Genomic DNA, 15,661 nt, shown 5'->3' on the forward strand with positions numbered 1-15,661 from the left:
GGCCAACTGATTTAGTACAAAAAGTTTCGCCACAACAAGCCAGTCAATTATCAGGCGTTACAATTGATTGCGAATGTTTATTTTTTCCTCAAGCAGGTTTTTTGCAGCCTCAAGCTTTAGCACAAACGTGGCTGAATCATCCAAATATCACCTGTTTATGGCAACATGATGTCGCCGATATTTGCTACCAAAATAATCAATGGTTAATCCTCGACCAACAACAGCAAACCATTTGCCAAGCACCTGTGGTTATTATAAGCAATGCTTTAGCGGCTCAACAATTAACCCCGACTGCGCATTTACCTTTAACGCCAGTTCGTGGTCAGATTGCCCATTTCACCACAGAGACTCCCTTACAACAGCTAAAAACCGTGTTGTGTTATGGTGGTTATTTGACTCCTGCTTATGGCCAATCACCACAGCGCCATTGTTTGGGGGCATCTTTTTGGCCACGCAATAAAGATAGCCAAGTCACAGATGAAGATCATCAACATAACCAACAGCTTTTACAGCAGTTTTTACCCCATTTAGCCGAACAATTACCCTCCATAGACACATGGCAGGGTCGTGCCGCATTACGCGCTCAAACGAGCGACTATTTACCCATGGTGGGTGCGTTACCTGTTTATGGGGATTTTATTGAGCGTTATGCGGCGTTTAAACATGGTAGAACGGTTAATGAATCGCCTAATTATCATCAAGGTTTGTATGTGTCTTTAGGTCATGGTTCTAAAGGATTTTGTTATGCTCCGTTGGCTGCTGAAGTCATTGCTGCTCAACTCAATAATGAGCCAATGCCCATTGCTAAACGGGTCTTAGAGGCGTTGCATCCTGCACGTTTTTGGGTAAAACAAATAAAAAGACAAAGATAATCTAGCACCATCGTACAAATTGGCATCAAGTGTAAAAACAGCACTTAAAACCTTATCTATAATCATAAAAACCCATTTTAGGTCAACAACACCATGTCACAAATTCTCGATGCCAAACAAGCCTTAATCATCAATGGTCAACCTCGCTTTGGTTATTTTGATGATGCTTTAAGCACCATTAATAGCCAAGATTTTGTCTACGAAACCCCTTTTGGCAGTCAACGTGCTGATTGGCAAAAATGGCTAGGCTTTAAAGAGTTTCAATATTTTGGTGGCATGAGTAATCAATTAATTTTTGGCTGTGCGATTGCCCATTTACGTTATGTAGCCATTGCTTTTGTTTATGTATATGACATTGAAAAACGCGACTTATGGTCTAAATCGTGGCGTAGCCCATTAGGTTTAGGCTTTAGCTTGGCTAGCAACTCCCTCAATGGTGAAACCCATTTTAAAATTCCTGCCTTAGTCGATATTAAACTAAATTATCAAGATCATCCTCGACAAAAAACCTTAATTATCAAATGTAAAGAGCTACATATTGAAGCGCGTATGGATGAAAGTCAATTACAACCCATGTCCATTTGCACCCAAACTGGTTACAACGGTTGGACATATACCGCCAAATCGGCAGGCCAACCCTTATATGGATTTGTTGAACTGAAAAAACAACGTTTTGATTTAGAAAAAATCAAAGCTTATGGCAGCTTAGATTTTTCTACAGGTTATATGCGCCGTGAAACATGGTGGAACTGGGCATGTTCCGCAGGCGAAATTCAACACGGCCAACGCAAAGGTCAATCTGTTGGTCTAAATTTATCAACAGGTGTCAACGAAACCAGCTTTAGTGAAAATTGTTTTTGGCTCAATGGCAAACGTTATAATTTAAATCATGCACAATTTGAATTTGATCGCAAAGACACCCTAAAACCGTGGAAACTCACTGCCAATAATGGTCAAGTACAACTGAATTTTCAACCAATGGGTATGCACCGCGAAAAAGTCCGTGCCGTGTATTTAAATACCCACTTTCGACAAATGTTTGGTGAATTTAGTGGCTGTATTATTGTTGATGGTGAAGAAATCTGCTTAGATGGCTTAAAAGGTTTTGTTGAAGACCAATATATTACGTGGTAAGGATTAGTCATTTTTAGTTATCTAAGAGGCGGTTATGGGTAATTTTGTCAAATATGCGGCTCTAACGTTGGGACTCACACTCAGCCAACTAAGTATAGCTGGTAACTGGGTAGGCACACCCGCACCCGCTTTTAACTTAAGTGATCAAACAGGTAAAGTACGCCAACTCGCAGATTTTAAGGGTAAATGGTTAGTCATGTATTTTTACCCCAAAAATCATACCAGTGGTTGTACCGAAGAAGCAAAACGTTTTCGCGATCAATATCCGCAATTTCAAAAGCAAAACATTAATATTGTGGGTGTCAGTTTAGACAGTGTTGACTCCCACAAAAGTTTTGCCAAAGACTACAACCTACCTTTTACCTTGCTAGCTGATACCAACAAAGACCTAGCAAAAAAAATGGGCGTATTACAAGGTTATGGTGCTTTTAGTTTTACTAGCCGTGAAACTTTTTTAATCGACCCACAAGGGACGATTGTTTATCACTATGATGACGTTAACCCTAGCACACATGCCAGCCAAGTATTGGCTGATGTGGCTAAATTAAGTGCAAAAAAATAGAGTGCCGAAGCACTCTATTTTTTGATTAACGCTTATAACGGAATGGGCTTGGTGCTTCTGCACTATATTGTGGTTGCTGAACCATTCGAGATAAACCTACCATGGTAATATATGGTGACTTACGCTGATAAAAATTAATTGCCCATGCAGGTGATACACCACTTGGATCAATGTACCCTTCTACTTCTAAATGCGTCTTAGAGCCCCCCTCAACAGGCGTCATTTTGATTGCCATATTATGCGCACTCATCCGCACATAGCTGCCTTGAATCGGCATATAGTCTGGTACGGCTTCAAGATTTAATACCATAAAGCCTTTTTCAGCGGTATAAGGTTCAATTTTAGCGTGAATAATCACATCACGATCAGGCACAATCGGTGTACGATAGACTTGATAATAATAATATTCGGTGTCTGAGACTTTTTTCAGTAATTTTGATTCACTGGTTGACCAATACCATTTTTTAATATTTTCCACATCAAAGTGAACTTTGGCCACAGTTTCTAAAGGTGCATCAACAACCATATCAATTTTAAATGAGCGAAATTTTTTATTATCTTCTTGTTTAGCATAGGTTTTAATATTACGTAAAGTATCGTTACGAATTAGCGTCCATCCTGAGCCAATAGAAATAGACTCAGCCTGCTTTTCAGCAAGATCATCATCAGTATTGGCTGCTAATGCAAAAGGAGAGGTTAATAAAGCACTTATCAATAAAAAGGTGGAAATTTTTTTCATTATTTAGACTCGCCATGATATAAAACAACATATCTACTCTTATTCCCAAAGAGCTATTTATGATTTGTTGTGCGGGCTATTGATTGCCTCAAGATTAATAGGGTTTATTAGCCCTACCATTTTTTAAATTTAAAGAATTTTTATTATATCGAATTTTATAGTCACTAACGAGATATCTGTCACACTTTTCTAGCGAAAATACACATAGTTTTTCATGGAGCTTGTTACAATGGCCAAACAATCACTCATCACTTTTTTTGAGCGTATTGGCTTACACCTACGCACCTTATTGTTTGACCTAAACTTTCAACATTACATTAGCCTGCAAATTATTCCTTTTTGTTATCTATTGGTATTAATCAGCACCGCAGGTGGCCTTACCTTTTTAGTAGTCACCAAATTTATGCAAAATGTTTGGCTTGGCTTATTTTATTTGTGTTTATCACCGATGATTTTTTTAATTTGGGTTTCTATTTGTCGAGTCGTACTCGAATTATTAATTGTGGTTTTTAGAATTACTGCCCAACTCGATCATGTTTCTAGCATGAATGAATCTTTAGGTGAAGTCACTGCATTAACTCGTCCCCTATCTCGACTATTTAAACCTAATCGCCCTAATAACCCACCACCATCACGTCCATCACGCGAACACACGCCACCACCCACCAATCATCGCCGTTAAACACACCGCCCTAAAGCCACGTTTAGGGTAATGTCATTTTGGCGTAATCGGTAAAATTTTCTCTATTTTTAGTACGATGGTGCTGATATAGTAATTACACAATATCTGTAGAACTTACGCGGTTGTCCATAACCGCAATAGAGACACCACTCTATTTTGTTCTTAAAATGACCTGAGAATAGTTATGAAGTTATTATCGTTAAATAGTTGTCATGTTCCTGATGACCTAAGCACTGTGACTCAATATGACCCACAAAGTGAAGTGAATCCTGAATCGGTGGGCATGAGTGACAAACAAATTAATAAAATTTGGCAGGCAACTGAATGGTTATATAAAACTGGCGCATCGCCTGCTATTACGCTCTGTATTCGTCATAAAGGCAAAATCATTCTAAATCGTGCCATTGGTCATGCTCGTGGCAATGGCCCAGAAGATACACCTGATACACCAAAAATCTTAGCAACACCTGATACTCGTATTTGTTTATTTTCAGCCTCAAAAGTGGTCACGGCTATGCTCATTCATTTATTAGATGAGCTAGGCGAAATTGATTTATTAGACCCCATTAGTTATTACATTCCTGAATATGGTGTTAATGGCAAAAAAAATGCCACGATTTATCACTTGTTAGCTCATCGTGGTGGCATTCCGAGCCTACCCAAAAACACCGATCCTAAATTATTATTTAGTCCTGACTCTGCCTTAGATTTACTCTATAAAGCGAAACCGATTGCCCCTAGTGGCCATCGTGCTGCCTATCATGCCTTAACCGCTGGCTATATTTTGGGTGAAATTATTCGCCGCGTCACAGGCAAAGACAGCCGTGAGTTTTTGGCAGAAAAAATTAGTATTCCAATGGATATGCCCAGTTTTAACTTTGGTTTAGCACCAGAATACCGTGATAAAGTTGCGCTCAATTACAGTACAGGCATCAAACCTGTTTTATTAATGGATACCTTTTTGCGTAACATTTTGGGTGGTTCAATGGAAGATGCAGAGTACTACACCAATGACCCTCAATTTATGGACACCATTTGTCCAGCAGGTAATATCTTTGCAACAGCCGAACAAGCCAGCCGCTTCTTTCAAATGTTGCTAGATGGTGGCCGTTATCAAGACAAACAATTAATGAACCCCATGACAATTCGTCGTGCAACCATCGAAGTTGCCCGTCCCGAATTTGATGCCAAATTGTTATTACCGATGCGTTATGCCATGGGGCCAATGTTAGGTGCAAAACCAGTTGGCTTATATGGCCTTAACACCCATCATGCCTTTGGTCATTTGGGTTACACCAGCATTTTTTGTTGGGCTGATCCAGACCGTGATATTTCTGCCAGTTTGTTAACCACAGGTAAGTTTTTGGTAGGCACAGGCCTCCCTGCACTATTACATTTAATCGCCACCATTAGTCTACAATGTAAGATTCTCCCTCCCTCAGAAAGACGTCGCTTTTCTTAAAAAAGCTGCTACAATGGCCAAATAAAATACAAGTGTATTTTATTTGGCTAAAATTCACTCAGCTAGAAATTGATTAAATTGCAAGCAAAACTATCAATAGGTTTTTAGTGCCGATCTTTAAGTATCTAACACTAGAAAAATATTAACTATTTTCGTGGCAAGATTGGCTAATAGATATTAAACTTTTGGTATTTATTGCCCCTAATCAGCTTTTAGTATTTTTAAGCAATAATCGTATTGTCATACGCCTATTGTTAAATAGAACACAGCCAATTAGACCAAACTACTAGGCATATAGTGACCGCCCTTGCCAAAACTATGTGCTGAATTTACAAGATAGCTGCTTTAAAACTATTCTGGTTTTAGCTATCAAAAATTTGAGGGTTTAGCATGTCCCCTGCTAGGCTCTTGCTCGCTTTATGCGCTTGGAGTGTCTCGATGAGTCAAAACCAAAAACCGCCCGTTAACTGGTTAGCTGCTAGTGTTTTATTGTCCACCCCAATTATTGCTCTGATTGCCATTCCTTGGTATGCAATGAACCATGATTTTAGTACCAGTGCATGGGTACTGATGGTTGTTTATTTGTATATGAATGGTTTAGGTATTACTGCTGGTTATCATCGTTTATGGGCACACAAAGCCTATGATGCGCATTGGTCAGTGCAAATTGTATTAATGTTGTGGGGAACAGCAGCTATCCAAAATAGTATTTTGAATTGGGCTTCGGGTCATCGTGTTCATCACCGTTTTGTTGATGATGTTGACAAAGATCCCTATTCCGCAAAACGTGGCTTTTGGTTTTCTCATATTGGTTGGATGTTGCGTGACTATCCTTCGGGTCAACTTGATTACAGTAACAGTCCAGATTTATTAAAAAATAAGATCGTCATGTTCCAACATAAATACTACTTACCTTTAGTATTGTTAATGAATATTGCTGTCCCTATGTTAGTGGGTTATGCCATTGGTGATTTTTGGGGTGGTGTATTATTAGTTGGTTTATTACGTTTAGTGTTAAGCCATCACTTCACCTTCTTTATCAACTCCTTGGCGCATATGTGGGGTACTCGCCCTTACACCGACGAAAATACAGCGCGTGACAACTTTTGGTTAGCTTTGTTAACTTATGGTGAGGGCTATCATAACTTCCACCATATTTTTCAATATGACTATCGTAATGGGGTTAAATGGTGGCAATTTGACCCCACAAAATGGTTAATTTTTGCCTTATCTTGTGTCGGTTTAACCAGCAATTTAAAACGCATTCCCAACTTTACCATTCGTAAAGCACAATTATTAATGCAATTCAAACGCGCACAAGAACAATTAGAGCAAAAACAACGTTTATTACCTAATGTTGATATTGAAGCTCTTAAACAACGTATTGCCCAAGAATATGATGCTTTTGTACTGACCATGAATGAATGGGGTAAACTCAAAGAAGAATGGTATAACGAGAAAAAAGAAGCCGTTATGCAAAAATGGGAAGATGCAGCCTTTAAAACCCGCTTCAATGAAATTGAATATCGCTTAAAAATGCAAAGCAAGCGTATGCAGTTATTGATGCAACAAATGGTACAACCCATACCTGCCTAAACATAAACAGGACTTACGCATTGTGCTGCAATGCGTAAGTCCTAATAAAGTGTTTCACTTATAAAAAAGAGCCGTTAGGCTCTTTTTTTATGCACATCTTTTCACAAACCGCCCTATTTGCTGCAAGGCAAAATCTGCTTTATGCACAAACTGAGGAAGCAATTAGCCGCAGCCGAAATGTAGCGTGAAGTTAAAGCAAAACCAAAAACAATCTAAGCAATATTACTTTGATGCAAGAATCTTTACACCCCTGCCTTATGTTTATTTGCCAATCGCATATAATGTTCAGCCGAATATTTAAAATAGGCTTTTTCTTCATCGGTTAAAGCTCTGACCTTTTTAACAGGATTCCCCAAATACAAATAGCCAGACTCTAAGCGTTTATTGGGTGGGACTAAGCTACCTGCGCCAACCAATACTTGAGATTCAATCACAACGCGATCTAAAACAATGGTGCCAATCCCAATCAACACTTCATCACCAATGGTGCAACCATGTAAAGTGACATGATGGCCAATGGTGACGTGCTTACCAATGACTAATGGTGCACCCAAAGGATCAACAGGACGTTTGTGAGTGACATGCAACATAGCAAAATCTTGAATATTTGAACCTTCACCAATTTTGATGCTATTTACATCACCACGAATCACCGCACATGGCCATACTGAGCTATTTTCGGCTAGTTCCACATCACCAATTACCACCGCTGTACTATCCACAAAACAGCTTTCTGCCACGGTTGGCAGCACACCATCAAAAGGTCGAATATTGCTCATGATTAACCTGCCTTTTTCACAGGACGTGGATAGGCTTTAGAACGCAATTGCAACCAGTCTTTAGAAATCGACCATGTGGTATGTACTGCTTTGCTACCTGTAAACACCCCTGCGTGACCACCAGGTACAATGTGAAAAGTTTTATCGGTAGATGACACAATGGTCATAATTGCTCGCGCACCTGCAATACTGACAATTTTGTCGTTGTCGCCTGCAAAGGCTAATAAATTGGTTTTAATTTGACTAAAATCGGCCAAACGATCACCAATTTTTAACTTACCTTTAGCCATGCGATTATATAAACCCATTTTACGCATCATATCTTGCACTGTTGCACCAGGATAATCAGGCATATTGGTAAACCATTCATTCATGGTCATATAACGAGCCACATAATCATCATCAGCCAAATTACGAATTAGCTCAATATAACTCGACACAACGCCTAATGGATTGGTCATCTTAAACAACCAAGACAGGGTCTTGCCATCCACATGAAATTTATCTGAAGACATATTGTCTAATTTAAAGCCCGTTTTATTTTTAATAAGGCTTGCTGGCATTGATAAAAGTTGACTAATTGGGCCTGTGATTGGATTGGCTTTATGCATATCAATCGGGCTAGCAATGGTAATTAAATTGGTCACTTTGTCATCTTCGGGATGAGAGGCTAAATACATTAACGCCAACAAGCCCCCCATACAGTAACCCAGTAATGATAATTCATCACTGTCGCTATGTTCGCGCACAGCCGCTAAAGCTTTTGGAAACCAATCATTAACATAATTTTCTAAGGATAAATCGGCATGATCCGTGGTTGGTTTGCCCCAATCAATTAAATAAACCTCAAATCCATGTGCTAGAAAATAGCGCACCAAGCTTCGGTCAACCAACAAATCAAAAATCCATGCAAACACACCTAATGGCGGCACCATGACAATCGGAATAGCAAAACGACGACGGCGTACATGAAGGGACTGGCCACTTTCTAATACCAAGGTTTCGGCCGTCAACGGCTTATAATATTTAACCGACATAATGTCATCTTGAAAAATGACTTCATTCTCGGTTTTATCTGACAAAATATAATCTTGTTTATTAACACGACGTTGTACGGCATTTTTTAAAAATGCAGCACTGGTTTTTGCTAAACGGGACACTTGCTCAATTTTGTTGGTGGTCATATTCAAAATCCTAATAAACAAAAAGTGCATCTCTGTGATAAGAGTATGCACTTTTTGGCTTAAGGTAAAGTCAGGACTGATGTTTTGTAAACACAAAACGGTAGATGAAGACTGAAATCTAATCGATTTTTATCTCATCGCTTGTTAATGTGTATTAACACGCTCTTCTGTCCCCTCTTCATTGCTTAACGGACTGGCTGTAGGCACAACTTCATCCACTAAAGGTGTGGGTTGTTTGGTCAGTGCAATCGCTAATACTTCATCAATCCATTTTACGGTTTTGATGGTTAAATCAGCTTTGATATTGTCAGGAATATCTTTTAAATCACGGGCATTTTCTTCAGGGATTAATACTGTTTTAATGCCACCACGATGTGCTGCCAACAACTTCTCTTTTAAACCACCAATCGGTAATACTTGACCGCGTAAAGTAATTTCACCTGTCATTGCCACATCAGCACGAACGGGAATGCCCGTTAATACTGATACTAAGGCAGTACACATACCAATACCTGCGCTTGGGCCATCTTTGGGTGTTGCACCTTCAGGAATATGCACATGCAAGTCTTGTTGCTCATGAAACTCTGGTGAAATCCCCAACATTTTTGAGCGTGAACGAACAACAGTGATTGCGGCTTTAATTGACTCCTGCATCACATCGCCCAATTTACCAGTCATGGTAAAACGGCCTTTACCAATCGTCGAAACGGCCTCAATGGTTAATAATTCACCACCCACGGATGTCCATGCCAAACCAGTCACTTGACCAATTTGATCTTTCTCTTCGGCCTTACCAAAGCTATATTTATAGACACCACAGTATTGCTCTAGGTTATCAGCCGTCACAATGACTTGTTCTGTGCTTGATTGACCTAATACCGCTTCTTTTACTACTTTACGACATACCTTAGAAATTTCACGCTCTAAGTTACGTACACCCGCTTCACGGGTATAGCGGCGTACTAATTCACGGACGGCGCTTTCCTCAATTTTTAACTCTTTAACCGATAAACCTGCCAAACCAATTTGTTTAGGAATTAAATAGGTTTTGGCGATGTTTACTTTTTCGTCTTCGGTATAACCAGGTAAACGAATTACTTCCATACGATCTAATAAAGGTGCAGGAATATCCATTGAGTTCGCGGTACACAAAAACATCACTTCAGATAAATCATAATCCACATCTAAATAATGATCGTTAAAGTGTTGATTTTGTTCGGGGTCTAATACCTCTAACAAAGCTGATGCAGGGTCACCACGGCTATCCACGCCCATTTTGTCAATTTCGTCGAGCAAGAATAATGGGTTTTTAACACCCACTTTGGCTAAACGTTGAATCAATTTACCAGGCATAGAACCAATGTAGGTACGACGATGGCCACGAATTTCTGACTCATCACGCACACCACCTAAGGCCATACGCACAAACTCACGCTTAGTTGCTTTAGCAATAGATTGCCCTAAAGAAGTTTTACCCACACCCGGTGGGCCAACCAAACAAAGCACAGGCCCTTGTAATTTTTTCACCCGTGATTGAACAGCTAAGAACTCTAAAATCCGCTCTTTCACTTCTTCTAAGCCATAATGATCGGCATCCAAAATTTGACGTGCCATTTTTAAATCAATACCAATACGACTACGCTTTTTCCAAGGAACACTTAACATCCAGTCAATGTAACCACGAACAACTGTTGCTTCAGCAGACATGGGTGGCATCATGCGTAATTTCTTTAATTCGCTATCAACTTTTTTGCGCGCTTCAGCAGGTAAGCCCGCTTTTTCAACACGTTGCTCTAACTCAGCAAACTCGTTATCTGCGCCTGTCCCACCGTCATTAAGCTCACCCAACTCTTTATGAATCGCCTTAATTTGCTCATTTAAATAATATTCACGTTGGGTTTTTTCCATTTGTTTTTTAACGCGACTACGAATCCGCTTTTCGACTTTTAATAAATCGACTTCGGATTCCATCACTCCCAACAAATGTTCAACACGTTCTTCTAGTTCAACGAGTTCTAAAATCTGTTGTTTTTCTTCTAGCTTTAACGCCAAATGAGCAGCAATCGTATCTGTTAAACGTGTTAACTCTTTAATAGACTGCACTGAGGTTAAGACCTCAGCCGCAACCTTTTTCGCTTGTTTAACATATTGTTCAAACTCAGCCATGATTGAGCGTACTAAAGCTTCATGTTGTGTCGCAGAAATAGGTTCTGGGTTCAACTCACGAACAGTCGCCAATAAATAGCGACCTGTATCATTAATTTCATCAACCTGCGCACGACGTTGACCTTCAACCAACACTTTCACTGTGCCATCAGGTAATTTGAGTAATTGTAAAATAGTGGCAACAGTACCAATATCATATAAATCTTTTTGTTGAGGATCATCATCAGCCGCATCTCGTTGCGCAACCACAAAAATCTTTTTATGGCCAGCCATTGCTGCTTCTAGAGCCTGAATTGACTTCTCTCTGCCAACAAATAAAGGAATAACCATGTGTGGATATACAACCACATCACGTAATGGCAATAAAGGTAAATCAAGCAATTCTGACTCGTACATATCTTAACTCCCACAACCACTTAAACATGGCTGTCTCTATTTATCTTCTATAGGACTTACGCGGTATTACTTATTTGTGCTTACAATCGCTTGTAACGATTTTATCTTCACAGAACAAGCTAATTGCGGCGCAACGCGTAAGTCTTATTCTATTTGTATTGTTTTAGGGAGTTTTTGGCAAATTACAAGGGAGGTAAAAAAAAATAGCGTAAAAAATAAAGGCAGACTCAAAGTCTGCCCACACAATAAAGACCCAAAGTCATCATTAAGATGCTTTTAACTCTGCATCAGTAGCTTGATCATTGTTATAAACTAATAACGGCTTAGCATCATCGGTAATAGTACGTTCTTCAACAACCACCTTACTGATACCTTCGATAGAAGGCAAGTCATACATAGTTTCTAGCAAAGCGTTTTCCATAATAGAGCGCAAACCACGAGCACCCGTTTTACGTTCCATCGCTTTTTTAGCGGTTGCTACTAAAGCGTCTTGACTAAACTCTAAACCTACTCCCTCCATATCAAATAATTTTTGATATTGTTTGGTAAGCGCGTTTTTAGGCTCGGTTAAGATTTGAATTAAAGCATCTTCGCTTAATTCTTCTAAAGAAGCAATGACAGGCAAACGACCAATTAATTCTGGAATTAAACCAAATTTAATTAAATCTTCAGGCTCAACTTCTTTAAAAATTTCACCCGTATTTTTCTCTTCCTCTTTGCTGCGTACCGTTGCATTAAAGCCAATACCACTCTTTTCTGAGCGATTTAAAATAACTTTTTCAAGCCCTGCAAATGCGCCACCACAAATAAATAAAATATTTGACGTATCTACTTGCAAAAACTCTTGTTGTGGATGTTTACGACCACCTTGAGGTGGTACAGAAGCCACTGTCCCTTCAATGAGTTTTAACAAGGCTTGTTGTACGCCCTCACCTGACACATCTCGGGTAATAGAAGGGTTTTCTGATTTACGTGTGATTTTGTCAATTTCATCAATATAAACAATGCCACGCTCGGCTTTCTCTACATCATAATCGCATTTTTGCAATAATTTTTGGATGATGTTTTCAACATCTTCACCCACATAACCTGCTTCGGTTAAAGTGGTCGCATCAGCCATGGTAAACGGTACATCTAACAAACGCGCTAAGGTTTCTGCTAATAATGTTTTTCCAGAACCGGTTGGCCCAATTAATAAGATATTACTTTTTGCCAATTCAACTTCGGTGGATTTTTTATTGTTAACCGCTTTTTTAGCCCCTGCGCGCAAACGTTTATAATGGTTATAAACAGCAACAGCTAAGACTTTTTTGGCTTTTTCTTGGCCAATCACATAATCATCTAAAGTATGTTTAATTTCATGTGGGACTGGTAAGGCTTCTTTTTTTTGTTTGCCTGCTTCGCTTTGCTCTTCTGGCTCTTGCGCCATAATATCATTGCACAAATCGACGCATTCATTACAGATATACACCGAAGGACCTGCAATCAGCTTAGTTACTTCATGCTGGCTTTTGCCACAAAATGAACAAAACAATAATTTTTCGTTGCGGCTTTTACGATCATCAGTCATCACAATTCCTCAATTACTATTAGGGGCTTAAGCCAAGCCCCACTTTAACTCGTCCTGAGCCAATTAAATACGTTTTTCTAAAACCGCATCAATCAGTCCATATTGGCGTGCTTCTTCAGCACCCATAAAGTTATCACGGTCAGTATCTTTTTCAATACGTTCTAAAGGCTGACCTGTATGTAATGCTAAACATTCATTTAAACGAGAGCGAATTTTTAAAATTTCTTGGGCATGAATTGCAATATCAGATGCCTGACCTCTGAAGCCACCTAAAGGTTGGTGAATCATCACACGAGAATTAGGCAAACAATAACGTTTTCCTTGAGCACCTGCTGCTAATAAGAATGCACCCATTGAGCATGCTTGTCCAACACAAATAGTGCTGACATTAGGCTTAATAAACTGCATTGTGTCATAAATAGCCATACCCGCAGTGACTGAACCACCTGGAGAATTGATATATAAATGAATATCTTTATCAGGATTTTCAGATTCCAAAAACAACATCTGAGCCACAATTAAATTGGCCATGTGGTCTTCCACTTCACCAACCATAAAAATGACGCGCTCTTTTAATAAACGGGAATAAATATCAAAAGCACGCTCACCACGGGAAGACTGCTCAACCACCATTGGCACAAGGCCACTATTAATTGTCTGAATCATTATATATCTCTTGTAAATTGTTTAGTTAGAACCCATTATCACTCGCCCTAAGAACATAAGGACGATTGTTCCAAATTTAAAGGCTAATCTTTAATAATAACTTTTTATTGGATATATTCATGTTGGGCATCTTTTGGCAATTTCACTAACATTAGCTCACACAAAACGCTAATTTCTGTAAAAACCCAAGCTTTATACTCTCTAAATTTGTAAAAATATTTTTTAACAGAAAATATATAATTAAGCTAGCAAATTACACTCACACTTACCATAACACAAACAAAAAAACCCCATTTCTGGGGTTTTTTGAATATCTAATAATTAAGCTTGTGGGCGTAATAACTCTTCGTAACCAACTGCTTTATCAGTAATTTGTGCTTTAGCTAATACTAAATCCACAACTTGATCTTCTAAAACAGCCGATTGTACTTGAGCCATTTGCTCTTTAGAGCTGTAGTACCACTTAACTACTTCTTCTGGTTGCTCATAAGATTGTGCAACTTCGTCCACTAAAGCACGTACACGCTCAGCATCAACGGTGATTTCGTTAGCACGAATAATTTCAGAAACCAACAAGCCTAAGGCAACAGAACGCTCAGATTGTTCTTTAAACAATTCATCTGGCAACATTTCTGGTTTAATTTGGGCATTTTTGCCACCAAACTGTTGAATAGCTTGTTGACGTTGACGATTAATTTCTTCGGCAACTAAAGCTTTTGGCAACTCAATGCTATTAGCTTTGACTAAAGCATCAAATACAGCGGATTTCACTTTAGCACGAATGCCATTGCGTAACTCACGCTCCATGTTTTTACGAACATCAGCACGGAATTGATCAACGTTACCATCCTTAACACCAAATGCTTCTAGGAAAGTTGCATCTAATTCAGGTAAAGTGGGTTTAACGACTTTTTTAACAGTGATTTTGAATTGTGCTTCTTTGCCCGCTAAGTTTTCTGCTTGATAGTCAGCTGGGAAAGTCACAGTAATGACTGTTTCTTCGCCTGCTTTGCTACCGACTAATTGCTCTTCAAAGCCAGGAATCATACGCTTAGAGCCAATAACAATAGCGAAGTCTTGTGCTGTACCGCCTTCAAATTTTTCACCATTAACAGAACCTTCAAAATCGATAGTCAAACGATCTTGATCAGCGGCTGCTTCGGCACTTTCTTCCCACTTAGCACGTTGACGACGCAAGTTAGCAATCATCGTATCTACGTCAGCATCTGTTACTTCAGAGGTAGGACGCTCAACTGCTAATGCAGCAAAGTCAGCCAATGTTACTTCGGGATAGACTTCAACAACAGCAGCAAACTCAACATCTTTGCCTTCAGCAAAGCTGATTGGTTCAATATTAGGGAAGCCTGCAACTTTTAATTCAGTTTGTTGAATGGCACTTACATAAGCATCACGAATAATGTCATCTAAAGCTTCAGCACGAATGCTTGCACCGTAACGCTTTTTAATGACATTTAATGGCACTTTGCCAACACGGAAACCATCCATTTTAATGGTACGCGCAGCTTGATTAATTTTTTTATTAACCGCTTGTTCAACTTGGTCGGCTGGCACTGCAATTTTAACGCGACGCTCTAAGCCAGAAACATTTTCAACAGAAACTTGCATGACATCCTCTAAAGATAAAGCAACTTAAAGTTAGCTTGTCAAAAACAAGCCAATAATAAAATAAACAAAGGCGAAGATTATACGGAACTTTTGATTTTAGAAAAGAGTGAATATAGTTTTTTTTAGATTTATCGTATTTATTTTAGAATAATCTTTTAAGACTGCTAAAATATTAACTTATCTACATTTAGATAAGCCAATAATCAACAGATCATAAAAAAGCGGCT

The 15,661-nt window shown here is 39.1% G+C and carries 13 protein-coding genes; 6 read left to right on the forward strand and 7 right to left on the reverse strand.

The window, feature by feature from the left end; all coding sequences use genetic code 11:
- From mnmC to Q0212_RS07275, 3 genes are all read left to right on the forward strand, one after another.
- A partial coding sequence (gene mnmC / locus Q0212_RS07265; RefSeq protein WP_297924029.1) for an FAD-dependent 5-carboxymethylaminomethyl-2-thiouridine(34) oxidoreductase MnmC occupies window positions 1-872 on the forward strand: 872 nt, incomplete at its 5' end.
- A gap of 93 nt (window positions 873-965) precedes the next feature.
- Window positions 966-2,006, forward strand: a complete 1,041-nt coding sequence (locus Q0212_RS07270) for a DUF2804 domain-containing protein (RefSeq protein ID WP_297924031.1) — start codon at window positions 966-968, stop codon at window positions 2,004-2,006.
- 34 nt (window positions 2,007-2,040) lie between these two features.
- Window positions 2,041-2,568, forward strand: coding sequence for a peroxiredoxin (locus Q0212_RS07275; RefSeq protein WP_297924033.1), 528 nt, complete (start codon window positions 2,041-2,043; stop codon window positions 2,566-2,568).
- A 25-nt stretch (window positions 2,569-2,593) separates the two neighbouring features.
- Here Q0212_RS07275 and Q0212_RS07280 read toward each other — a convergent pair whose 3' ends face one another.
- Entirely contained in the window at window positions 2,594-3,307 is a 714-nt protein-coding gene (locus tag Q0212_RS07280) for an START domain-containing protein (RefSeq protein ID WP_297924035.1), read from the reverse strand.
- A 229-nt stretch (window positions 3,308-3,536) separates the two neighbouring features.
- Here Q0212_RS07280 and Q0212_RS07285 point away from each other — a divergent pair, with 229 nt between their 5' ends.
- The 3 genes from Q0212_RS07285 (at window position 3,537) to Q0212_RS07295 (ending at window position 7,047) form a co-directional block, all read left to right on the forward strand.
- A complete protein-coding gene (locus Q0212_RS07285) occupies window positions 3,537-3,989 on the forward strand; it encodes a DUF4282 domain-containing protein (RefSeq protein ID WP_297924037.1) in 453 nt (150 codons plus the stop codon).
- A gap of 184 nt (window positions 3,990-4,173) precedes the next feature.
- Complete coding sequence (locus tag Q0212_RS07290; RefSeq protein ID WP_297924039.1) at window positions 4,174-5,451, forward strand: serine hydrolase; 1,278 nt, start codon at window positions 4,174-4,176, stop codon at window positions 5,449-5,451.
- 438 nt (window positions 5,452-5,889) lie between these two features.
- Window positions 5,890-7,047 carry a fatty acid desaturase gene (locus Q0212_RS07295; RefSeq protein WP_297924041.1) on the forward strand — a complete coding sequence of 386 codons (1,158 nt, stop codon included), beginning with the start codon at window positions 5,890-5,892 and terminating at the stop codon, window positions 7,045-7,047.
- Between the two features lie 242 nt (window positions 7,048-7,289).
- Here the strand turns inward: Q0212_RS07295 and Q0212_RS07300 are convergent, their stop codons facing one another.
- The 6 genes from Q0212_RS07300 to tig all read right to left on the reverse strand — a co-directional run bounded on the left by Q0212_RS07300 (window position 7,290) and on the right by tig (window position 15,434).
- Window positions 7,290-7,829, reverse strand: coding sequence for a gamma carbonic anhydrase family protein (locus tag Q0212_RS07300; RefSeq protein ID WP_297924071.1), 540 nt, complete (start codon window positions 7,827-7,829; stop codon window positions 7,290-7,292).
- Window positions 7,829-9,010: an alpha/beta fold hydrolase gene (locus tag Q0212_RS07305; RefSeq protein ID WP_297924042.1), complete on the reverse strand. Its 1,182-nt coding sequence runs from the start codon at window positions 9,008-9,010 to the stop codon at window positions 7,829-7,831. Before Q0212_RS07305 ends, Q0212_RS07300 begins: the two co-directional genes overlap by 1 nt.
- A 144-nt stretch (window positions 9,011-9,154) precedes the next feature.
- Window positions 9,155-11,572, reverse strand: a complete 2,418-nt coding sequence (gene lon / locus Q0212_RS07310; RefSeq protein WP_297924044.1) for an endopeptidase La — start codon at window positions 11,570-11,572, stop codon at window positions 9,155-9,157.
- 265 nt (window positions 11,573-11,837) lie between these two features.
- Window positions 11,838-13,142 carry an ATP-dependent Clp protease ATP-binding subunit ClpX gene (gene clpX, locus Q0212_RS07315; protein ID WP_297924067.1) on the reverse strand — a complete coding sequence of 435 codons (1,305 nt, stop codon included), beginning with the start codon at window positions 13,140-13,142 and terminating at the stop codon, window positions 11,838-11,840.
- A gap of 63 nt (window positions 13,143-13,205) precedes the next feature.
- Window positions 13,206-13,811 carry an ATP-dependent Clp endopeptidase proteolytic subunit ClpP gene (gene clpP / locus Q0212_RS07320; RefSeq protein ID WP_297924073.1) on the reverse strand — a complete coding sequence of 202 codons (606 nt, stop codon included), beginning with the start codon at window positions 13,809-13,811 and terminating at the stop codon, window positions 13,206-13,208.
- A 318-nt stretch (window positions 13,812-14,129) separates the two neighbouring features.
- Complete coding sequence (tig, locus tag Q0212_RS07325) at window positions 14,130-15,434, reverse strand: trigger factor (RefSeq protein ID WP_297924069.1); 1,305 nt, start codon at window positions 15,432-15,434, stop codon at window positions 14,130-14,132.
- Window positions 15,435-15,661 lie beyond the last annotated feature (227 nt).

Source organism: uncultured Agitococcus sp. (assembly GCF_937920075.1).
In the GTDB taxonomy this organism is placed as follows: Bacteria; Pseudomonadota; Gammaproteobacteria; order Pseudomonadales; family Moraxellaceae; genus Agitococcus.